Annotated in this window: 15 protein-coding genes; 8 read left to right on the top strand and 7 right to left on the bottom strand. The window is 68.6% G+C overall.

Going from position 1 to position 20,370, the window contains the following annotated elements:
• Window positions 1-6 precede the first annotated feature (6 nt).
• The 3 genes from C4F17_RS09400 (at window position 7) to C4F17_RS09385 (ending at window position 8,339) form a co-directional block, all read left to right on the top strand.
• Window positions 7-3,123 (top strand): efflux RND transporter permease subunit, encoded by a 3,117-nt coding sequence (locus C4F17_RS09400; protein ID WP_106935059.1) that lies wholly within the window; start codon window positions 7-9, stop codon window positions 3,121-3,123.
• A gap of 418 nt (window positions 3,124-3,541) precedes the next feature.
• Entirely contained in the window at window positions 3,542-6,841 is a 3,300-nt protein-coding gene (locus C4F17_RS09390; protein WP_106935058.1) for an efflux RND transporter permease subunit, read from the top strand.
• Between the two features lie 10 nt (window positions 6,842-6,851).
• Window positions 6,852-8,339, top strand: a complete 1,488-nt coding sequence (locus tag C4F17_RS09385) for an efflux transporter outer membrane subunit (RefSeq protein ID WP_106935057.1) — start codon at window positions 6,852-6,854, stop codon at window positions 8,337-8,339.
• 61 nt (window positions 8,340-8,400) lie between these two features.
• Here C4F17_RS09385 and C4F17_RS09380 read toward each other — a convergent pair whose 3' ends face one another.
• Entirely contained in the window at window positions 8,401-8,766 is a 366-nt protein-coding gene (locus C4F17_RS09380) for an SPW repeat protein (protein WP_106935056.1), read from the bottom strand.
• A gap of 305 nt (window positions 8,767-9,071) precedes the next feature.
• Between C4F17_RS09380 and C4F17_RS09375 the strand changes: the two genes are divergently transcribed.
• Window positions 9,072-9,800: a GntR family transcriptional regulator gene (locus C4F17_RS09375; protein WP_081266494.1), complete on the top strand. Its 729-nt coding sequence runs from the start codon at window positions 9,072-9,074 to the stop codon at window positions 9,798-9,800.
• An 18-nt stretch (window positions 9,801-9,818) separates the two neighbouring features.
• Here C4F17_RS09375 and C4F17_RS09370 read toward each other — a convergent pair whose 3' ends face one another.
• Complete coding sequence (locus C4F17_RS09370; protein WP_106935055.1) at window positions 9,819-10,685, bottom strand: MurR/RpiR family transcriptional regulator; 867 nt, start codon at window positions 10,683-10,685, stop codon at window positions 9,819-9,821.
• 146 nt (window positions 10,686-10,831) lie between these two features.
• Between C4F17_RS09370 and C4F17_RS09365 the strand changes: the two genes are divergently transcribed.
• Genes C4F17_RS09365 through C4F17_RS09355 form a run of 3 tightly spaced genes read left to right on the top strand, consistent with a single transcriptional unit; the run spans window position 10,832 to window position 13,793 of the window.
• Window positions 10,832-12,166 (top strand): aspartate aminotransferase family protein, encoded by a 1,335-nt coding sequence (locus C4F17_RS09365; RefSeq protein WP_106935054.1) that lies wholly within the window; start codon window positions 10,832-10,834, stop codon window positions 12,164-12,166.
• Between the two features lie 54 nt (window positions 12,167-12,220).
• Window positions 12,221-13,135 carry a transporter substrate-binding domain-containing protein gene (locus C4F17_RS09360; RefSeq protein ID WP_106935053.1) on the top strand — a complete coding sequence of 305 codons (915 nt, stop codon included), beginning with the start codon at window positions 12,221-12,223 and terminating at the stop codon, window positions 13,133-13,135.
• 13 nt (window positions 13,136-13,148) lie between these two features.
• A complete protein-coding gene (locus C4F17_RS09355) occupies window positions 13,149-13,793 on the top strand; it encodes an aspartate/glutamate racemase family protein (RefSeq protein ID WP_106935052.1) in 645 nt (214 codons plus the stop codon).
• Here the strand turns inward: C4F17_RS09355 and C4F17_RS09350 are convergent.
• Window positions 13,785-14,669, bottom strand: coding sequence for a hypothetical protein (locus C4F17_RS09350; protein WP_106935051.1), 885 nt, complete (start codon window positions 14,667-14,669; stop codon window positions 13,785-13,787). The genes C4F17_RS09355 and C4F17_RS09350 overlap by 9 nt on opposite strands.
• Window positions 14,670-14,823: 154 nt before the next feature.
• Here C4F17_RS09350 and C4F17_RS09345 point away from each other — a divergent pair, with 154 nt between their 5' ends.
• On the top strand, window positions 14,824-15,648 hold the full coding sequence (locus tag C4F17_RS09345) for an undecaprenyl-diphosphate phosphatase (RefSeq protein WP_081266496.1): 825 nt from the start codon (window positions 14,824-14,826) through the stop codon (window positions 15,646-15,648).
• A gap of 11 nt (window positions 15,649-15,659) precedes the next feature.
• Here C4F17_RS09345 and C4F17_RS09340 read toward each other — a convergent pair whose 3' ends face one another.
• From C4F17_RS09340 to C4F17_RS09325, 4 genes are read right to left on the bottom strand one after another with little or no spacing between them, the layout of a single operon-like run.
• Window positions 15,660-17,576: a sensor histidine kinase gene (locus C4F17_RS09340; protein ID WP_106935050.1), complete on the bottom strand. Its 1,917-nt coding sequence runs from the start codon at window positions 17,574-17,576 to the stop codon at window positions 15,660-15,662.
• Window positions 17,486-18,190: a response regulator transcription factor gene (locus tag C4F17_RS09335; RefSeq protein ID WP_106935049.1), complete on the bottom strand. Its 705-nt coding sequence runs from the start codon at window positions 18,188-18,190 to the stop codon at window positions 17,486-17,488. Before C4F17_RS09335 ends, C4F17_RS09340 begins: the two co-directional genes overlap by 91 nt.
• A gap of 42 nt (window positions 18,191-18,232) precedes the next feature.
• A complete protein-coding gene (locus tag C4F17_RS09330) occupies window positions 18,233-18,865 on the bottom strand; it encodes a GNAT family N-acetyltransferase (RefSeq protein ID WP_106935048.1) in 633 nt (210 codons plus the stop codon).
• Between the two features lie 54 nt (window positions 18,866-18,919).
• A complete protein-coding gene (locus tag C4F17_RS09325) occupies window positions 18,920-20,350 on the bottom strand; it encodes an aminotransferase-like domain-containing protein (protein ID WP_106935047.1) in 1,431 nt (476 codons plus the stop codon).
• Window positions 20,351-20,370 lie beyond the last annotated feature (20 nt).

Genomic DNA, 20,370 nt, shown 5'->3' with positions numbered 1-20,370 from the left:
CGACCGATGAGTCCCTCACGCCCGTTCATTCTTCGACCGGTGGCGACTTCGCTGCTGATGGTCGCCATCGTGCTGGCCGGCCTGGTGGCGTTCCGCTTCCTGCCGCTGTCGGCCCTGCCGCAGGTCGACTACCCGACCATCCAGGTGCAGACGCTCTACCCCGGGGGCAGCCCCGAGGTCATGAGCAACACCGTCACCGCGCCGCTGGAGCGCCAGTTCGGCCAGATGTCGGGGCTCGACCGCATGAGCTCGACCAGCGCGGCCGGCGTGTCGATCATCACGCTGCAGTTCTCGCTCGGCCAGACGCTGGACGTGGCCGAGCAGGAGGTGCAGGCCGCCATCAATGCCGGCGGTTCGCTGCTGCCAGCCGACCTGCCGGCACCGCCGGTGTACGCCAAGGTCAACCCGGCCGACGCGCCGGTGCTCACGCTGTCCATCACCTCCGACACGCTGCCGCTCACCGAGGTGCAGAACCTGGTCAACACCCGGCTCGCGCAGAAGATCAGCCAGGTCTCCGGCGTGGGGCTGGTGTCGCTGAGCGGCGGGCAGCGCCCGGCGGTGCGCATCCAGGCCAACACGCAGGCGCTGGCCACCAACGGCATCGGGCTGGACACGCTGCGCACCGCCATCGCGGCGGCCAACTCCAACGGCGCCAAGGGCAGCTTCGACGGCCCCAAGCGCTCCTACACCATCAATTCGAACGACCAGCTGCTCACGGTCGATGACTACAAGAACCTCATCGTCTCGTACAAGAACGGCGCGCCGATCCGCATGGTCGACGTGGCCCAGGTGGTCAACAGCGCCGAGAACACACAGCTCAGCGCCTGGGCCGGCAGCAAGGTCGACGGCAGCACCAGGCTGACCCCGGCCATCATCATGAACGTGCAGCGCCAGCCCGGCGCCAACGTGATCGCCACGGTCGACGCCATCAAGGCGCAGCTGCCCGAGCTGCAGGCCGGCCTGCCCACCGGGCTGAACATCTCCGTGCTGAGCGACCGCACGGCCGGCATCCGCGCCTCGGTGGAGCACGTCGAGATGGAGCTGGTGCTGGCCGTGGTGCTGGTGGTACTGGTGATCTTCGCCTTCCTGGGCAGCCTGCGCGCCACCGTCATCGCCAGCATCGCGGTGCCCATTTCGCTCATCGGCACCTTCGGGCTGATGTACCTGCTGGGCTACAGCCTGAACAACCTGAGCCTGATGGCGCTGACCATTGCCACCGGCTTCGTGGTGGACGACGCGATCGTGATGATCGAGAACATCGCGCGCTACATCGAGGAGGGCGAAAAACCGCTGCAGGCCGCCTTCAAGGGCGCCACGCAGATCGGCTTCACCATCATCTCGCTGACGGTGTCGCTCATCGCGGTGCTGATTCCGCTGCTGTTCATGGGCGACGTGGTGGGCCGGCTGTTCCGCGAGTTCGCGGTGACGCTGGCCATCACCATCCTGATTTCGGCGGTGGTGTCGCTCACGCTGGTGCCGATGATGTCGGCGCGCTGGCTCAAGCACGAGCCGAAGCGCGACACCGCCAGCCAGGGCCTCGGCGCGCGCGCGCAGCGCTTCTTCGACGGCGTGATGGTGCGCTACGACCGTTCGCTGCACTGGGTGATCGACCACCAGCCGCTCACGCTGCTGGTCGCGCTGCTCACCATGGTGCTCACGGTGGTGCTGTACCTCTCGATTCCGAAGGGCCTGTTCCCGACGCAGGACACCGGGCAGCTGCAGGCGCGCATCCAGGCCGCGCAGGACGTGTCCTTCGACCGCATGGCGCAGCTGCAGCAGCAGGCGGCGCACGCCATCCTCGAGGACGCCGACGTGGAGAACCTCAGCTCCTTCGTGGGCGTGGACGCGGCCAACAACACCATGCTGCACACCGGCAGCATGCTGATCAACCTGAAGCCCGGCCATGACAACCAGCAGAAGATCATGGACCGGCTGCGCGAGCGCGTGCGCGGCGTGGCCGGCGTCACGCTCTACCTGCAGCCCACGCAGGACCTGACCATCGACGCCGAGACCGGCCCGACCGAATACCGCGTGTCGCTCGAAGGCGTGGACAGCGCCGCCATCACCCAATGGATGACGAAGCTGGTGGCGCGGCTGCAGACCTCCGACAAGGTGCGCAACGTGAGCAGCGACGCGGGCGCGCAGGGCTTGGCGGCCTTCGTGAACGTGAACCGCGACACGGCCGCGCGACTGTCGATCACCGCGAGCACGGTGGACGACGCGCTCTACAGCGCTTTCGGCCAGCGCATCGTCTCGACCATCTTCACCGAGACCAACCAGTACCGGGTGATCCTCGAGGCCATGCCGGGCATGGTGAACACGCCGCAGAGCCTGGGCCAGCTCAGCCTGATTGCCGGCTCGGGCACGGCCACGCCGCTTTCGGCCATTGCCAACATCAGCGAGCAGCAGGCGCCGCTGCAGATCACGCACGTGGCGCAGTACCCGGCCAGCACGCTGAACTTCGACACCGCGCCGGGCGTGTCGCTCGGCTCCTCGGTCGACGCCATCCGCGCGGCGGCCAAGGAAATCGGGTTGCCCAGCAGCATCACCATGAGCTTCCTGGGCGCTTCGGGCGCGTACGAGCGCTCGCTGTCGAACCAGCTCTGGCTCATTCTGGCGGCGGTGGTGTGCGTCTACATCGTGCTGGGCGTGCTGTATGAAAGCTATGTGCATCCGCTCACCATTCTTTCGACGCTGCCCTCGGCCGGCGTGGGTGCGCTGCTGGCGCTCATGATCACCGGCAACGACCTGGGGGTGATCGGCATCATCGGCATCATCCTGCTGATCGGTATCGTCAAGAAGAACGCGATCATGATGATCGACTTCGCCATCGACGCCGAGCGCAATCAGGGCAAGTCGGCGCGCGAGGCGATCCACCAGGCGGCGCTGCTGCGCTTGCGGCCCATTCTCATGACCACGCTGGCCGCGCTGTTCGCCGCCGTGCCGCTGATGCTGAGCTTCGGCGACGGCGCCGAGCTGCGGCGCCCGCTGGGCCTGGCCATCTTCGGCGGCCTGATCGTGAGCCAGCTGCTCACGTTGTTCACCACGCCGGTGATCTATCTTGCGTTCGACCGGCTGGGTGGGGGAAGCACCCGGCGCACGATCGAGGAGGAAGCGGCTTGAACCGTTTGGCTGCTTGCCGGCTTGTTTTTCCGGGGCCGGGACTCGCCCCGGCGGGCGACTCACTTTCTTTTGCTTCGTTAAAAGAAAGTAAGCAAAGAAAAGGCGACCCCGCTGTCTGCGACCCCTGCGCTGCGCTACGGGGCAACCTGCGGTGCTCGTGTTTCGCGGGGTCTCGCAGAACTCGCTTCGCTCAAACAGCTGCGAGCCCTTGTCCGCGAAACGCTGCGCTCCTCGGCGCAGCCAGAGGGGAGGGGAACCCACTCGGGCCTTTGCTTCGCTCGGCCCCATGTGGCACAGCCGCTGCGCGGCTGCGCTTCCGCGCCGAGCGCAGGAATGGCGCGTCCGGTTTTCAACGCCCTTCTGGCTGCGCCGAGGAGCGGAGCGTTTCCGGCCTCAGCCCAACGCAAGGAGCGCAGCGATGAACCTCTCGCTGCCCTTCGTGCGCCGCCCCATCGGCACGGTGCTCCTCACCATCGGCGTGGCGCTGGCCGGCATTGCCGCCTTCTTCGTGCTGCCGGTGTCGCCGCTGCCGCAGGTCGACTACCCGGTCATTTCCGTCAACGCGTCCATTCCGGGCGCGAGCCCCGAGACCATGGCCACCAGCGTGGCCACGCCGCTGGAGCGGCACCTGGGCACCATCGCGGGCGTCAACGAGATGACCTCGACCAGCTCGGTCGGCACCTCGCGCGTCACGCTGCAGTTCGACCTGAGCCGCGACATCAACGGCGCCGCGCGCGAAGTGCAGGCCGCCATCAGCGCCAGCCGGGTCGACCTGCCCGCCACGCTGCGCAGCAACCCGACCTACCGCAAGGCGAACCCGGCCTCGTCGCCGGTGATCATCCTGGCGCTCACCTCCAAGACCAAGACGCCGGGCCAGATCTACGACGCGGTCTCCAACATCGTGAGCCAGCGGCTGTCGCAGGTGGAGGGCGTGGGCGACGTCGAAATCGGCGGCGGCTCGCTGCCCGCGGTGCGCATCGAGCTGCTGCCTTTCGCGCTCAACCGCTACGGCATCAGCACCGAGGACGTGCGCGCCGCCATCCAGGCCTCCAACGCCAACCGGCCCAAGGGCATGGTGCAGGGCGAGGGCCGCAAGCTGCAGATCTACACCCAGACACCGGCCCTGCGCGCGAGCGACTACGCGCCCATGGTCATCGCCTGGCGCAACGGCGCGGCGGTGCGGCTGCAGGACGTGGCCGAGGTGCTCGACGGCGTGGAAGACACGCGCACGCTGGGCCTGTTCAATGGCGAGCCCGCGATCATCGTGCTGATCACGCGGCAGCCCTCGGCCAACATCATCGAGACGGTCGACAGCGTGCGCGCGCTGCTGCCCGAGCTGCAGGCGCAGCTGCCGCCCGACGTCACGCTGCAGGTGGCCTCGGACAGCACCAACTCCATCCGCGGCTCGCTGCGCGAAGTCGAGTTCACGCTGGTCATCTCCGTCATCCTGGTGGTGCTGGTTGTGAGCCTGTTCCTGCGCAGCGTGCGCGCGACCATCGTGCCGGCGGTGGCCACGGTGGCGGCGCTGCTGGGCACCTTCGGGGTGATGTACCTGCTGGGCTTCAGCCTCAACAACCTGAGCCTGATGGCGCTCACGGTGGCCACGGGCTTCGTGGTGGACGACGCCATCGTGGTGCTGGAGAACACCAGCCGGCACATCGAGTCGGGCATGACGCGCATGAAGGCGGCCTTGCTGGGCGCCAAGGAAGTCGGCTTCACCGTGCTGTCGATCAGCGTGTCGCTGGTGGCGGTGTTCATTCCGCTGCTGTTCATGGGCGGGCAGGTGGGGCGGCTGTTCCGCGAGTTCGCGGTCACGCTGTCGGCGGCGGTGATGATCTCGCTCGTCATCTCGCTGACCACCACGCCCATGATGTGCGCCTGGATGCTCAAGCCCGGCGGCGAGCACGACAAGGACAAGCCGCAGGGCCGCCTGGGTCGCATGGCCGCGCGCAGCTACGACTGGGTGCTCAAGCGCTACGAGCACAGCCTCGACTGGGCGCTGGACAGCAAGGGGCTGGTCATGCTGATCCTGGTGGCGGTGGTCGGGCTCAACGTGTACCTGTTCAGCGCCACGCCCAAGGGCTTCTTCCCGCAGCAGGACAGCGGCCAGCTCAACGGCGGCCTGCGCGCCGACCAGAGCATTTCGTCCAAGGCCATGGCCGCCAAGCTGCGCGAGGTGGTCGACATCATCCGCGCCGACGAGGCGGTCGACACCGTGGTCGGCTTCACCGGCGGCAGCCGGGCAGGCGGCGGCTTCATGTTCGTCAACCTGAAGCCGGCCAGCCAGCGCAAGGACAGCGGGCTGGCCGTGATCGCGCGGCTGCGGCCCAAGCTCAATGCGGTGGCCGGCCTGCGCGTGTTCCTGGGCACCGTGCAGGACGTGCGCTCGGGCGGGCGCTCCAGCAACTCGACCTACCAGTACACGCTCAAGAGCGACAGCCTGGCCGACCTGCGCACCTGGGCGTCCAAGCTGGCCGACGAAATGAAGCTGCAGCCGGTGCTGACCGACATCGACACCGACCAGACCGAGAACGGCGTCGAGACCATGGCGCAGGTCGACAAGAACACCGCGAACCGGCTCGGCGTGACCTCCACCGCCGTGGACAACGCGCTGTACAACGCCTTCGGCCAGCGGCAGGTGGCGACCATCTACACCGAGCTCAACCAGTACCACGTGATCATGGAATGGGCGCCGCGCTACACGCTCAGCCCCAATGCGCTGAGCGACGTGTATGTGCCGGCCACCAGGACCACGGTGGTGGCGGGGCAGGCGGTGACCACGCAGGTCGCGGCGCCGACCACGACTTCCAATTCGGCGCAGTCGGGCAGCAAGACGAGCACGGGCACGGCCGCGGCTTCCGGTTCGAGCGCGTCCAGCACCTCGGTGCCGGTGTCGGCCAACCCGGCGCTGCGCAATGCCTCGTCGGGCAACGTGCTGAGCAACACGGCCACGTCCCTGGTGCCGCTGTCCGCGGTGGCGAAGTTCTACGAAAGCTCCGTGGCCACTTCGGTCAGCCACCAGGACGGCGAACTGGCGACCACCATCTCGTTCAACCTGGTGGAAGGCGCCAACCTGGGCGACGCCCGCGAAGCCATCGCCAAGGCCGAGGCCAACATCGCCATGCCGACCAACGTGCGCGGCGCGTTCGCGGGCACGGCGGCGAGCGCGCAGCAGTCGCAGAGCCAGCAGGCCATGCTGATCCTGGCGGCGCTGGTCGTCATCTACATCGTGCTGGGCATCCTGTACGAGAGCCTGGTGCACCCGATCACCGTGCTGTCGACGCTGCCTTCGGCCGGCGTAGGCGCGGTGCTGGCGCTGCTGATGTTCCGCATGGAGTTCTCGATCATTGCGCTGATCGGCGTGTTCCTGCTGATCGGCATCGTCAAGAAGAACGCCATCCTGATCATCGACTTTGCGCTGGAGGCCGAGCGCTCGCGCGGCCTCAGCCCGCTGGAGGCGGTGCGCGAGGCCTGCCTGCTGCGCTTCCGCCCCATCCTCATGACCACCATGGCCGCCGCGCTGGGCGCGCTGCCGCTGGCCATCGGCTTCGGCGAAGGCGCCGAGCTGCGCCGGCCGCTGGGCGTGGCCATCATCGGCGGGCTGATCGCCAGCCAGATGCTGACCCTGCTAACCACGCCGGTGGTCTACCTGCTGCTGGACAAGCTGCGCCGCCGCAGCGCCCACGAACACGAACTGAGCCGTGCCACGACCGCCTGAGACCATCGCCATGAAAGCACTGCTTCCTTCTTCTCTTTTCCGCGCGCCGGGGCGCCTTTCGCTTTCGGCGCTCGCGCTGGCCGCGCTGCTCGCGGGCTGCTCGGTCGGCCCGCTCTACCACCAGCCCGTGACCGCACTGCCCAACGACTGGAAAGAGCAGAAGGCCGCCGAAGGCTGGCTGCCCGCCGCGCCGGCCGACGCGCTGGACCGCGGCGAGTGGTGGAAGCTGTTCGGCGACCCGACGCTCGACGAGCTGGCCTCGCGGGTGCAGGTGTCGAACCAGAACATCGCCGCGGCGGTCGCCAACTACGCCAACGCGCAGGCGCTGGTGCGCGGGCAGCGCGCGGGGCTGTTCCCGCAGGTGTCGCTCAACGGATCCGGCAGGCGCTCGGACACGGGCAGCACCAGTCCTTCCAACGCTTTCTCCGCCACGCTCGACGCGACCTGGGCACCCGACGTCTGGGGCCGGCTGCGCGAGTCGGTGAACAGCGCGTCGGCCAATGCGCAGGCCAGCGAGGCCGACCTGGCATCGGCGCGCCTGTCGGCCATCGGCAACCTGGCCACCAACTACCTGTCGCTGCGCGAGGCCGACGTGGAGATCGGGCTGCTCGACCAGACCATCGAAGGCTACGAACGCGCCTACACCATCACCAGCAACCGCTACAAGGCCGCCATCGCCGCGCAGTCCGACGTGCTGCAGGCGCAGAGCCAGCTGGCCACGGCCCGCGCCACGCGCCTGTCGCTGGTGCGCAACCGCGCCACCTACGAGCACGCCATCGCGATGCTGGTGGGCGCGGTGCCGGCCGATTTCAGCCTGCCGCCCGCGGCTTGGAAACAGACCGTGCCCGGCATTCCGACCGGCGTGCCTTCGACCCTGCTGCAGCGCCGGCCCGACATCGCGTCCGCCGAGCGCTCGGTGGCCTCGGCCAACTCGCAGATCGGCATCGCGCGTTCCGCCTATTTCCCGAGCTTCAACCTCAGCGCGGCAGTCGGCGGCAGCGCCAGCCGGGTCGGCGACCTGTTCAATGCGTCGAATTCGCTCTGGTCGCTCGGCCTCTCGGCGGCGCAGGTGCTGTTCGACGCGGGCGCCATCTCGGCCAACGTGGACGCGGCCAAGGCCAGCTACGACGCCAGCGTGGCGCGCTATCGCCAGACCGTGCTCGCCGCGTTCCAGGGCGTGGAAGACCAGCTCACCGCGGGCGCCACGCTGGCGCAGCAGGAAGGCATGTACCGCGAGGCCTCCGCGGCCGCGGACAAGACCGAGCAGATCCTGCTCAACCAGTACCGCTCGGCCCTGGTGGCCTACACCGACGTGGTGACTGCCCAGGTGGCTGCACTGAACGCGCGGCGCACGCTGGTGCAGGTGCAGCTCAACCGGCAGCTCGCTGCCGTCTCGCTGATCCAGGCGCTCGGCGGCGGCTGGCATGCGGGCTGGATGGAAGGCGAGGCGCAGCCAGGGCAGCCTGCCGCCTCACCGGCCTCATCCGCCAGGCCGTGATCGCCTGATCACCCGGCCCCCGTCGAGGGCGCCGGGTCACGTTCCGATGACGCGTCGCCGGTCAGTGCGCCGGACGGTCCATCGCATGGCCGAGATAGTCCTTGTCGGTCACCAGCACCCACAGCGCCAGCACCAGGATCACCGCGGCCACGAGCACTGCGTTGATCAAGGCCGTTTCCGAGCCGCGGAACCCGACCAGCCAGGGCGACACCGCGAGCCAGGCCGCCAGCGCGACCTCGCTCCATTCTTCCCACTGTCGCGGCACGAAGGTCGCGCCCAGCGCCACGGCGCCCAGCACGATGCCGGTCGCCACCATCGTCCACATCGCGGACTGCATGTCCGAAAAACCCAGGACCCAGGGCGAGACGATGAGCCACGCGCCGGCGACGGCGTTGACTGGATCCTGCCAATGCTTGACTTGTTTCATGGCTGTTACTCCTGTCGCGACAAGGCATCGCGCCAGTTTTTGACCTTCATTTCAGAACGCGGTTCCGTTTTGCAGGCGTCGCCGGGCAGAAACATAAAAAAATGCACCTAAAAGGTGCCGTTTAGTACTTCCCAAGTACGACTACAGTGATTATTCTTAAATGTGTTAGTAAATGTTATAAATTTTTGCCTGTTCATCGAAAAAGTCCGAAAACTGATTTTTACGGAAATCGGGGATATGAAGCTTTGATACCGGGCCGTACCATCCGCGCGGCCCGATCCCGGGCGCACCGTTTCCGATTTCCGATGACCCCCCCAGATACCTCCCGGACACGCGCGTTGTCCGTGGCCGATACGCTGCGCAATCGCATCTTCGACGGTGCGATCGCACCCGGTTCCCACCTGATGGAGATCACCCTCGCCAACGAGCTGGGCGTGTCGCGCACGCCTGTGCGCGGCGCGATGGCGCGGCTGGCCGACGAGGGATTGCTGGTCTATCTGCCGAACAAGGGTTTCCAGGTGCGCCGCTTCAACGCCAAGGACGTGTTCGACGCCTTCAGCGTGCGCGCCAACCTCGAAGGCATGGGCTGCCGCATCGTCGGCGAGCGCGGGCTGGACGGCTCCGCGCTGGAACAACTGGTGGCCATGCTCGCAGAGCAGCACGAGGTGATGCGCTCCGACGGCTGGAGCGACGAGCGCGCCACGCGCTGGCACGACCTGAACCTCGAATTCCACCGCAAGCTGCTCATGCTGGCCGAGAACCGCTGGCTGAGCGAGGCGGTAGGCCGCGCCTACCAGTTGCCGATCATCTTCGACAGCAATCTGCGCCCACACAACCGCGACGCGTCGTTGCCGCTCTACCACCGCGCGCAGGCCGAGCGCGCGCTGGAAGAACACCGCCAGATCGTCGAGTCGCTCAGCCGCGGTGAAGCCGTCGACGCCGAGGCGCTCATGCGCGAGCACATCACCGCCAACCGCGACCTCCTGGTGCGCCACCTCGGCAAGCAGAGCGGCCGGGTGCGCGCGCTGGCCTGACCCGGTCGGCGCGGGGCTTCAGCCTCCGCGCACCGCCGGCGGCACCAGGTACGCCCCCGATTCGAACAACTGTGCTTCGGCCTGGTCGATGCGCCGGATACCCGGCTTGCCCGCGCGGCTGGCCAGCAGTTCGACCAGCGCCTCCGTCAACGCCACGCCGGCCGCGACCGACGGGAAGAACGATGGACTGCTGATGGTGAACAGCAGCGTCTCGTCCGCCAACAGCGACAGCGGCGAGGCCGCGCTGTCGGTGATGGCGACGATGCGGCAGCCCGCCGTCTTGGCCGCCTCCGTGACCTGCAGCGCCTCGCGCGAGTAGGGCGCGAAGCTCGCGACCACCAGCGCGTCGCCCTTGGCGAAGGCGCGCTGCTGCATCTCCAGCGAGCCGCCCTGGCCGTCGACCAGGTGCACGCTGTCGCGGAAGAGCCGATACACGTAGACGAACGAAAAAGCGATAGGAAAGCAGGCCCGGAAGCCCGCCGCATGCACGGCGGGGGCTTTTTCTATCAGCGCGCAGGCCTTCTGCAGCGCCTGCTCGCTCTGGCGGTGGGTGGCCTCGAGGTTGCGGCGCTGCACCTCGAACATCTCCCCGGTCAGGCTCTTGTCGCTGGCGCGGCCGACCAGCTGCTTGGCGCGCTCGCCGTATGTGTCGGCGTCCAGCCCCATGTCGGCGGCGAACGCCTCCTTCAGCTGAGGCCAGCCCTCGAAGCCCAGAGTCTGCGCGAAGCGCACGAGCGTGGCGGGCGTGCTCTGCGAGCGCGTGCCCACGTTGCGCATCGAGCCGGTGACCACCTCGTTCGGGTGGTCGAGCACGTAGCGCGCCACTTGCTGCAGCGCGGGGCTCAGTTCGTTGAAGCGCTCGCGGATCCGGTCTTTGGCGCCCATGGCGATGTCTCTTCCTGATGGCTTCTGTTGCGGTTGGAACAAATGTACCGGACGAGATCAATCGCGGCAGTTGACGGAACAAATGTTCCAAATAATAATTCGGGCGAAACGTTAGTTCCAAAGAAAATCCACCGATCCCGCCCGACATGACGCACGTCTTCCACCGCCATCTCCGCCAGACCCCGCCCGTTGCCGCCGGCTCGCACGGCATGTACATCCGCGACCGCGAAGGGCGCGAATACCTCGACGCCTCGGGCGGCGCGGCCGTGTCTTCGCTCGGCCATGCGCATCCCGAGGTACTGGCGGCCATGCATGCGCAGATCGACACGCTGGCCTATGCACACACCAGCTTCTTCACGAGCGACGTGGCCGAGCGGCTGGCCGACGAGCTCATCGGCTCGGCGCCCGGGGGCATGAGCCACGTGTACATGGTGAGCGGCGGCTCCGAGGCGGTGGAGGCGGCGCTCAAGATGGCGCGCCAGTACTTCGTGGAAATCGGCCAGCCGCAGCGCACCCATTTCATCGCGCGCCGCCAGAGCTACCACGGCAACACGCTGGGCGCGCTGGCGGTGGGCGGCAACGCGTGGCGGCGCGAGCCCTTTGCGCCCATCCTCGTGCCGGCCACGCATGTGTCGCCGTGCTACCCGTATCGCGAGCAGCGCGCCGGCGAAAGCGCCGAGCAGTACGGCCTGCGCCTGGCGGCCGAGCTGGAAGCAGCCATCCTCGCGCAGGGCGCCGGCCGCGTGATCGCCTTCGTGGCCGAGACGGTGGGCGGCGCCACGGCCGGCGTGCTGGCGCCGGTGCCCGGTTATTTCAAGGCGGTGCGCGAGGTCTGCGACAAATACGGCGTGCTGCTGATCCTCGACGAGGTGATGTGCGGCATGGGCCGCACCGGCACGCTGCACGCCTGCGAGCAGGAAGGGGTGGTGCCGGACCTGATGACCATCGCCAAGGGGCTGGGCGGCGGCTACCAGCCGGTGGGCGCGGTGCTGGCGCAGCGCCGCATCGTAGAGGCCATGTCCAAGGGCAGCGGCTTCTTCCAGCACGGTCACACCTATCTCGGCCATCCGATGGCCTGCGCCGCCGCGCTCGCGGTGCAGCAGGTGATACGGCGCGACGGCCTCGTTGCAAAGGTTCGCGAGGACGGCATCGTCTTCGGTGCCATGCTGGCCGAGGCGCTGGGCGCGCATCCGCACGTGGGCGACATCCGCGGCCGCGGCTTCTTCTGGGGCCTCGAGCTGGTGGCCGACCGCGCGGACAAGACGTCGTTCGACCCGGCGCTCAAGGTCCATGCGGCCGTCAAGAAAGACGCGATGGCGCGCGGCCTGCTGTGCTACCCCTTCGGCGGCACGGTCGATGGTCGGCAGGGCGACCACGTGCTGCTGGCGCCGCCCTTCATCGCCACCCGGCAAGACCTGCGGCGGATCGTCGAGCGCCTGGCCGAATCGATCGACGCCGTGACGCGCGCCGCCGCGCGCTGAGAGCCGCTTTCCCCCTTCGCTTTTTTCTTCAACCGTCGTTCCGAGGAGCGTTTCATGCCCAAGCTTCGTCCGCTGTCTTCATGCGGTGCCGCCGCGTTCGCGCTGGTTTTCGCGTCCCTGCTGCCCCTGGGCGCAGCACAGGCGCAGGAGAGCGACACGCTCGCCAAGATCAAGGCCAGCGGCGCCATCACCTTCGGCTACCGCGAGTCGTCATTCGGCTTCTCCTACCTCGACGGCAACCTCAGGCCGATCGGCTACAGCATCGACATCTGCAACCGCATCGTCGACGCGCTGAAGACGGAATTGAAGATGCCGAACATCGACATCAGGTACCAGGCCGTGACCTCCGCCAACCGCATCCCGCTTGTGCAGAACGGCACGGTCGACATCGAGTGCGGCTCCACCACCAACCTGGTCGAGCGGCAGAAGCAGGTGGCGTTCTCGCCGGACATCTTCCGCTACAACGTGCGCATGCTGGTCAAGGCCGATTCGGGCATAAAGAGCATCGCCGACCTGCAGGGCAAGACGGTGGCCACCACCAGCGGCACCACCTCGTTCCGGCTGCTGCGGGAAGCCGACCGCGGCCGCGGCCTCGACGTGACCAACCTCCCGGGCAAGGACCACAGCGATTCCTTCCTGCTGGTGGAAAGCGGCCGCGCCCATGCCTTCGTGCTCGACGACATCCTGCTGGCCGGCCAGCTCGCCAATGCGCGCAACCCGAAGGACTTCACCATCACCGGCGAAAGCCTGCGCACCGAGAACCAGTCGCTGATGTTCCGCAAGGACGACCCGGCCTTCAAGGCGCTGGTCGACCGCGTGGTGTCGGGCATGATGAAGTCGGGCGAGATGGAGAAGCTCTACGCGCGGTGGTTCATGTCGCCGATTCCGCCGAAGGGCATCAACATCAACTACCCGCTCAACGCAGAGACGAAGGACGCGTTCGCGAATCCCTCGTCCAGAGGCATCTGACACCGACGACCCCATGACCCGCATTGCCCTGATCCACGCGCTCTCGCACTCCGTCGCTCCCATCAACGAGGCCTTCGCGCGCGACTGGCCCGAGGCGCAGCGCATGAACCTGCTCGACGACAGCCTCTCGGCCGATCTCGCGCGGGGCGGCAGGGGGCTCGACGAGGCGATGCACGAGCGCTTCCAGCGCCTGGCGCAGTACGCGGTGGACACCGGGGCGCGCGGCATTCTCTTCACCTGCTCGGCCTTCGGGCCCTGCATCGAGGCGGTGGCGCGGCGGCATGCGGGCATTCCGGTGCTCAAGCCCAACGAGGCCATGATCGACGAGGCGGCGCAAGGGCAGGGCCGGCTGGGGCTGATCGCCACCTTCGCGCCCACGCTGGCGTCGATGCCGCCCGAATTCCCGCAAGGAACGCCGCTTGAACTCGCGCTGGCCGAAGGCGCGCTCGATGCGCTGAACGCCGGCGACGTGCAGCGGCACGACGCGCTCATCGCCGCCCAGGCCGCCGCATTGCGCGAGCGCGGCTGCACGCGCCTGGCGCTGGCGCAGTTCAGCATGGCGCGGGCGCGCGCCGCCTGCAAAGCGGCCAGCGGCCTGCCGGTGCTGACTACCGTCGACAGCGCGGTGCGCGCGCTGCGCCGGCGCTCATCAGCGTGAGGCGCGCGTGTTTTCGATGACCGAGAACAGCGCCGTCATCGCGATCTGCGCCGCATCGCCGCGGCCCAGCCGGCGCGTGACCAAGCTCTCGCGGTCGGTGCCCTCCAGGCCCTGCGACAGGCGCCGGTAGATGTCCGCCGAAGGCATGGTCGCCGACGTGCCGAGCGCGTCGCAGTAGGTGTCTGCGAGGATGCGTGTGAGCTCCTCGCTCTGCGCGTTCGACAGCTTCATCGGGTCGCCCGCGAAGACGGCGGCAATGCAGCGCAGCAGGTAGGCCTGCGTCTCCAGCGAGAACGACTGCTGCCGCACATAGCACTCGAAGGCGCCCCAGAACAGCGCCTCGGAGGTGCGGCGCCAGCTCTCGAGCACCTTGCGCGCCTTGGCCACCAGGTCGGCATGCGCGTCGCCGGGCTCGGTCGGGCGCAGGGCCAGCCCCTGAAGGGTGAGCGAGACCTCGGGCGCGGCGGCGCCGAGGATGAAGCTCCAGAACTTCCAGCGGGCGTACCACTTCTTGTCGTGCGCCGGGTCCAGCGGCTCGAGCAGCCAGAAGTCGATGCTCTGGGCCGCGTCGGTGCGCTGTCCGGCGGCGATGCCGTCACCCAGGTCCAGCTCCTGCATGACCGATTCCATGCGGTCGGCGGCAATGTGCCCCTGCGCCACGATGCCGGTGCCGTGGCCGGCGCGGTCGATCTCGCGCAGCCGTTGCATCAGCTGGCGCAACTCGCCGGCCGAGGCGCCGGTGGCCCGGACCACCCGCCGCATCGATGCGCACTGCTCCTCCTCGATGTCCCGCGCGTTCTTGCGGCGGTCTTCGCCATGGTCTTCGGCAGTCGAGACATGCTCTTCGAGGCGGTCCGCGAGGGTGGAGGTGGGCATCGGTGAAACTCCCCCGGATCAACCCGTCCGGGCGGTTTCCACTATGGGTCAACGCGGCGCCGCGGCATATCACCTGAACTAGGTATGCTGACCTGCACCTGAACGCCGGCCGCCGGCGCCATCGTGATAATTGCGGCTCTTTCAAGGAGTACGCGTGGACATCGTTTTGCTGGTCAAGGCCGCCATCATGGGCATCGTGGAGGGGCTGACCGAATTCCTGCCGATCTCGTCGACCGGCCACCTCATTCTTGCCGGCTCGCTGCTCGGCTTCGACGACGACAAGGCCAAGGTCTTCGACATCGCCATCCAGACCGGCGCGATCTTCGCGGTGGTGCTGGTCTACTGGGAAAAGATCAGGTCGACCGTGGTCGCGCTGCCCCGGCAGCCGCGGGCGCAGCGGCTGGCGCTGAACATCTTCATCGGCTTCCTGCCGGCGGTGGTGCTGGGCCTGCTGTTCGGCAAGGTCATCAAGGCGCACCTGTTCATCCCGACCGTGGTGGCAAGCACCTTCATCATCGGCGGCTTCATCATTCTCTGGGCCGAAAAGCGGCCGCCGGGCTCGGTGCGCATCGAGCACGTGGACGACATGACGCCCTGGGACGCGCTCAAGGTCGGACTGGTGCAGTGCTTCGCGATGATCCCCGGCACCAGCCGCAGCGGCTCGACCATCATCGGCGGCATGCTGCTGGGGCTGTCGCGGCAGGCGGCGACCGACTTCTCTTTCTTCCTGGCCATCCCGACGCTCATCGGCGCGGGCGTGTACAGCCTCTACAAGGAGCGCGCGCTGCTGTCGGTGGCCGACATTCCGCTGTTCGCCGTGGGGCTGGTGTTCTCGTTCGTGAGTGCGTGGCTGTGCGTGCGCTGGCTGCTGCGCTACATCAGCACCCACAACTTCGTTCCGTTCGCCTGGTATCGCATCGTGTTCGGCATCGTCGTGCTCGCCACGGCGTGGACCGGCACGGTGGTCTGGGCCGACTGAGGCAGTTCCGTTCAGGCCTGCGCGGCCAGCGGCATGCGCAGCAGCACCTGCGTTTCGCCGGGCCGTGACTGCAGCTGCAGCTGCGCCCCGAGCCGCCGCGCGCGGGCATGCAGGCTGCGCAGGCCAGCACCGGCGGCCTTCTCGATGTTCTCCACGGCAAAGCCACGTCCGTCGTCTCGCACGCTGAGCCGAAGCTCCGCACCGGCGCGCGCCACGCTCACGTCCACGCGCCGGCTGGCGCTGTGCTTGAGCACGTTGGTCAGCGCCTCCTGCAGGAAGCGCATCAGGTCGAGGCTCTGTGACGCGGGCAGCTCGAGCGTCTCGATGTTCGACACGCTCCAGCGGCAGTCGATGCCGCTGGCCTCCAGCAGCTGCGTGCTGCGGTAGCGCATCGGCGCCAGCAGCTCGCCCAGTGCGCGGGCGCCGTCGTCGCGGCCGGTGGCGTCGATGATCAGCCGCAGGTCGTCGCGCAGATGCTTGAGCATGGCGAGCAGCTCGGGTGCGCCGAGGTCCCCGGGCGTGCGCTCCAGCTTGGCGATGCTGCCCACGAGCATGCCGCCGAGTCCGTCGTGCAGGTCGCTCACCAGGTTCACACGCTCGCCGATGCGCGCATGCGTCAGCTCCAGCGCATGCTGCTGCGCCAGCGTGGCGGCCAGCTCGGCCTTGGCGGCGTTCACTTCCTCGATGAGTTCGGTGTTGAAGTTCTCGATGCGCTCGAGGCTCTTCACGAACTGCGCGGCCAGCGTCAGCGCCATGCCCAGCAGCAGGATGTACGAGGACATCGTCGTGTAGTAGGTGTTGCTGTCGATGATCTGCGTGAACACCAGCAGGTCGTGCGCATCGGTGAGCGCCGACACCGCCATGAACGGGGCGAGGGGGCGCATCGGGCTGTCGCGGTGGCGCAGGGCATGCACGATGGCGGTGCCGTTCACGGCCATGACCGTGAGCCCGCCCACCAGGGTCCAGATGGCGCGGTGCGCGATCAGGTCGGCACCGGGCGCCAGCCACAGGTCGAGCACGCCGGCCATCGCCAGCAGCAGCGCCGCGCCCTCCAGGCGCGGCATGCGCCGCCCGCAGAAGCGCAGCGCGAAGACCACGTAAGACACGCCGAACACCAGCAGCAGGGAAACGTTCAGCGCCTGCCAGCCGTGGTTGCTGGCAAAGGGCCAGGGGCTGGTCGCGATCTGGTTGTAGCCGAACAGCAGCCACAGCACCGACATCAGCGCGAACCAGCCATAGGCCGTCTCGCGCCGGCGCAGCAGCCACAGCGCGGCGAAGAAGGCCGAGGCCGCCGCGCTCACCGCCAGGCCCAGCACCTGCAGGTCGCGGCGGATCAGGCGCTCGCGCTCGAAATCCGCCTGCATCGCGGCCGGCGTGCCCAGGCTCACAGGCCCCAGCCCGGCCTGGTAGGCGAACAGGCCCGACACCCGCACCAGCAGCGTGTTGGTGCCGGGCTTGAGCAGCGGCGGCGCCAGCAGCCAGTAGCGCGGCGTGTTCCAGGCGCGCGTGAGCGGCTCGACCAGGCTGTCGTCGCGCGAGATCGGCGTGCCGTTGAGCGACACCTCGCCGGCCATGTTCAGGTAGTGCAGCAGCAGGCCGGCTTCGTGCACCTGCGCGGGCTGGTCCCAGGTCAGCCTGTACCAGACCACGCCGTCGAAGCCCGGCCAGCGCGCGGCCCAGCTGTCGGGCAGGGTGACGGGCGTCCAGCCCTCGGCGGGCGGGGCTGTGTCGTTCCAGCCGTTGCCGCGCACGGCCTCCACGCGCAGCGCGGGGGCCTCCGCGCCGGCCTGGGCAAAGGCCGCGGGGGCTGCAAGAAGGAAGAGGAGCAGCGCGCCCGTCAGCGCAGCAAGCCATGCCGCCGCGCCTGGAAGACGGCTTCGGTGCGCGAGTTGACGGCCAGCTTGCGGTAGATGTTCTTGGTGTGGCATTCCACGGTCAGTCTGGAGATCGACAGCGACTCTGCCATGTCGCGGTTGCTCAGGCCCTGCGACACGAGCTCGAGGATCTTGTGCTCGCGGCGCGTCAGCGCGGCCGGCGCCGCTTCGCCGGGGGCGCTGGCCTGTGCGTCGGCCGGTGGCTGCTGCGTCGCGAGCCAGCCGAGGATGTGGCGCGCGATGCTCGGGTCGATGGGCGCGCCGCCTTGCTGGATGCTGCGCAGCGCAATGCCCAGCTCGACGTCGTCGCGCTCCTTCAGCAGGTAGCCGATGGCGCCCGCGCGCAGTGCCGCAAAAATGATTTCCTCGGTGCGCCAGGCCGAGATCACCACCGCCGGCACGCCCGGGTGGTGCGCCCGCAGCCAGCCGATCAGTTCCACGCCGCTGCCGTCGGGCAGGCCGATGTCCACCAGCACCACGCCGTACTCATGTTCGCCGAGCAGTTGCCGCGCCCCCGCGACGCTGTCGGCAGCCGCAATGCGGTTGCCGTTGCAGCCGAGCGTGGACAGCACGTGGCGCAGGCGCTCCTGCATGGCCGGGTCGTCCTCGACGATGAGGGCGGGGCTCAGCGAGACAGGTTCTGCGTCTTCGACAGGGGCTCGGGACATTCGAGGGCTCTTCGGCCGGCGCGGCGCGAGGGTTGGAACGGGTCAGCCATTTTCCGTGCTGGGCGCCAAGTATGTCCCGGGCAGGCGGCACATGATCGCGTACGGCGAGCTCGTGACCGGCTCCAGGTGCCGCGCCGCCGTGCGAAAGCCCAGCCGCTCGTAGAACGCCACGCTGCGCGGCGTGAAGGTTTCCAGGAAGCAGGGCACGCCCGCCGCGTCGGCCTCGGCCAGCGTCGGCGCCAGCAGCCGGGCGCCCAGTCCGCGCCCCTGCGCGGCGGGAGAGACGCCCAGGATCGACAGGTACCAGGCACCTTCCGGCACCACGGCCGGCGCACGCGCGGCCATGAATTCGACGATGCGGTGGTAGTTGTGGTGGCCTCGCGGGCCCAGCGTTGCCAGGAGGAATTCGTTCTTCGCCGCCGATTCGGCCGCGTCCACCGACTCCGCGCGCGGCAGCAGCCAGGCGGCCGCGCCGAGCCGGCCGTCTTCCGTCGCCAGGCAGCGCCCGGTTCGCTCAGCCTCGCCCAGCGAGTAGCCGAAGTAGGAGGCCAGCACCGCCTTGCGGGCAGCCATGTCGTGCTCGAAATCGACGGAGATCGCGAGATAGAAGGGATCGACGATCAGTGCGTCGGCCAGCGCGGGCGTGGAGGGAAATTCGGATTCGGGCTTCTTCATGACCCGCGCGATTCTAGGCAGGGCAACCCCTTTTCCGGGTTTGCCGCGTCTGCCTCAGGCCGGGTCCGCCTTGGCCTTGGAGCGCAGCCTTTTCGCTTCTTGCGCCAGGAAGCGGTACAGCTTCGGGTCGTCGGCGTAGCCCACGTTGAAGCGCAGCCACGGCGTGGGCCGCAGATCGGTGCGAAAGAGGTCGCCAGGCGCCAGCAGGAAGCTCTCGGCAATGGCGCGTTGCGCCAGCGCGCGCATGTCGACATCGTCGCGCTCGAAGCGTGCCCACAGAAACGGCCCGCCCGCCGGCCGCGTGAACAGCTGCATGCCGGCCGCTTCCAGCCGGTCGCACACGGTGCGCTGCGCCGCCTGGAGCTGTTCGGCCAGCTTTGCCACGTGGGCCCGGTAGCGGCCTTCGACCAGCACGCCGTGCAGCAGCCGCTCGGTGAGCTCCGAGGTGGTGAGGCTGTTGACCATCTTCTGCAGGATCATCTTCTCGGCGAACTCCTCGCTGCAGGCGACGAAGCCCACGCGCAGCGCCGGCGACACCGTCTTGGAGAAGCTGCCGACATGGATCACGCGGCGCAGGCGGTCGAGGCTCGCGAGCGGGGTGGCCGCGCCCGGCGGCTCCAGGCCGGCCATCACGTCGTTGTCGACGATGTGGAAGTCGAGCTGCTCCGCCAGCCGCAGCATCTGGTACGCCACGGCCGGCGTGCACTGGCTGCCCGTGGGGTTGTGCAGGTTGCCGGACGTGAAGAAGGCCTTGGCGCCGTGGCGCTGCGCCAGCGCCTGCAGCGCCGCGAGGTCGGGGCCGTTCACGGTGCGCTCCACGCCCACCAGCTTCAGGTCCAGCGAGCGCAGCATCGCGTACAGGTTGGTGGAGCCGGGCTCGTCGACCAGCACCACGTCGCGCGGCTGCAGCAGGCAGCGCGCCACCAGGTTCAGCGCCTGCGAGGCGCCGTGCGTCAGCACGATCTGGTGCGGCGCGGTCTCGATGCCCTGCTGCGCGAGCAGCGTCTGTATCTGCTGGCGCAGCGGCAGGTAGCCGTAGGGCGTGCCGTAGCTCGCGATGCCGGTGCCCGGCTTGCGCGACAGCGCGGCCAGCGCGCGGCGCACACCGTCCATATGCAGCATCTCGGGCGGGATCCAGCCGCAGCCCGCGTTCAGCAGCGTGCGGTCGTCCTCGTACACGTGCTTCAGCAGCCACAGCGAGTCGACCGAGGTGCGCCCCAGGAAGGGCTTGCGCCGCGTGGCCGAGCGCTCGGCCTCGGCCACGTAGTAGCCGCTGGCGCGCCGCGCCTCGACATGGCCCTCGGCCACCAGCCGCTGGTAGGCGTTGGTGACGGTCATGGTGCTCACGCCGCAGTCGGTGGCGAGCGCGCGCACCGAAGGCAGCTTGTCGCCGGGCTTCATGGCGCTGGAGGCGATCTGCGCCAGCAGGGCGTCGTAGAGCTGGCGAACCAGGGGCGCGGGCAGCGAAGGATTGACAGTGATCACGGCAAGGCGTGCACGCTTCG

This window comes from Variovorax sp. PMC12 (assembly GCF_003019815.1).
GTDB lineage: Bacteria > Pseudomonadota > Gammaproteobacteria > Burkholderiales > Burkholderiaceae_C > Variovorax.
This window is presented reverse-complemented; position numbering and strand designations above follow the sequence as displayed.

Bases quoted from the DNA above. Each gene is read 5' to 3' on its own strand.
- C4F17_RS09400 (WP_106935059.1), top strand. From the start codon at position 7: ATGAGTCCCTCACGCCCGTTCATTCTTCGACCGGTGGCGACTTCGCTG.
- C4F17_RS09390 (WP_106935058.1), top strand. From the start codon at position 3,542: ATGAACCTCTCGCTGCCCTTCGTGCGCCGCCCCATCGGCACGGTGCTC.
- C4F17_RS09385 (WP_106935057.1), top strand. From the start codon at position 6,852: ATGAAAGCACTGCTTCCTTCTTCTCTTTTCCGCGCGCCGGGGCGCCTT.
- C4F17_RS09380 (WP_106935056.1), bottom strand. From the start codon at position 8,766: ATGAAACAAGTCAAGCATTGGCAGGATCCAGTCAACGCCGTCGCCGGC.
- C4F17_RS09375 (WP_081266494.1), top strand. From the start codon at position 9,072: ATGACCCCCCCAGATACCTCCCGGACACGCGCGTTGTCCGTGGCCGAT.
- C4F17_RS09370 (WP_106935055.1), bottom strand. From the start codon at position 10,685: ATGGGCGCCAAAGACCGGATCCGCGAGCGCTTCAACGAACTGAGCCCC.
- C4F17_RS09365 (WP_106935054.1), top strand. From the start codon at position 10,832: ATGACGCACGTCTTCCACCGCCATCTCCGCCAGACCCCGCCCGTTGCC.
- C4F17_RS09360 (WP_106935053.1), top strand. From the start codon at position 12,221: ATGCCCAAGCTTCGTCCGCTGTCTTCATGCGGTGCCGCCGCGTTCGCG.
- C4F17_RS09355 (WP_106935052.1), top strand. From the start codon at position 13,149: ATGACCCGCATTGCCCTGATCCACGCGCTCTCGCACTCCGTCGCTCCC.
- C4F17_RS09350 (WP_106935051.1), bottom strand. From the start codon at position 14,669: ATGCCCACCTCCACCCTCGCGGACCGCCTCGAAGAGCATGTCTCGACT.
- C4F17_RS09340 (WP_106935050.1), bottom strand. From the start codon at position 17,576: ATGCCACACCAAGAACATCTACCGCAAGCTGGCCGTCAACTCGCGCAC.
- C4F17_RS09335 (WP_106935049.1), bottom strand. From the start codon at position 18,190: ATGTCCCGAGCCCCTGTCGAAGACGCAGAACCTGTCTCGCTGAGCCCC.
- C4F17_RS09330 (WP_106935048.1), bottom strand. From the start codon at position 18,865: ATGAAGAAGCCCGAATCCGAATTTCCCTCCACGCCCGCGCTGGCCGAC.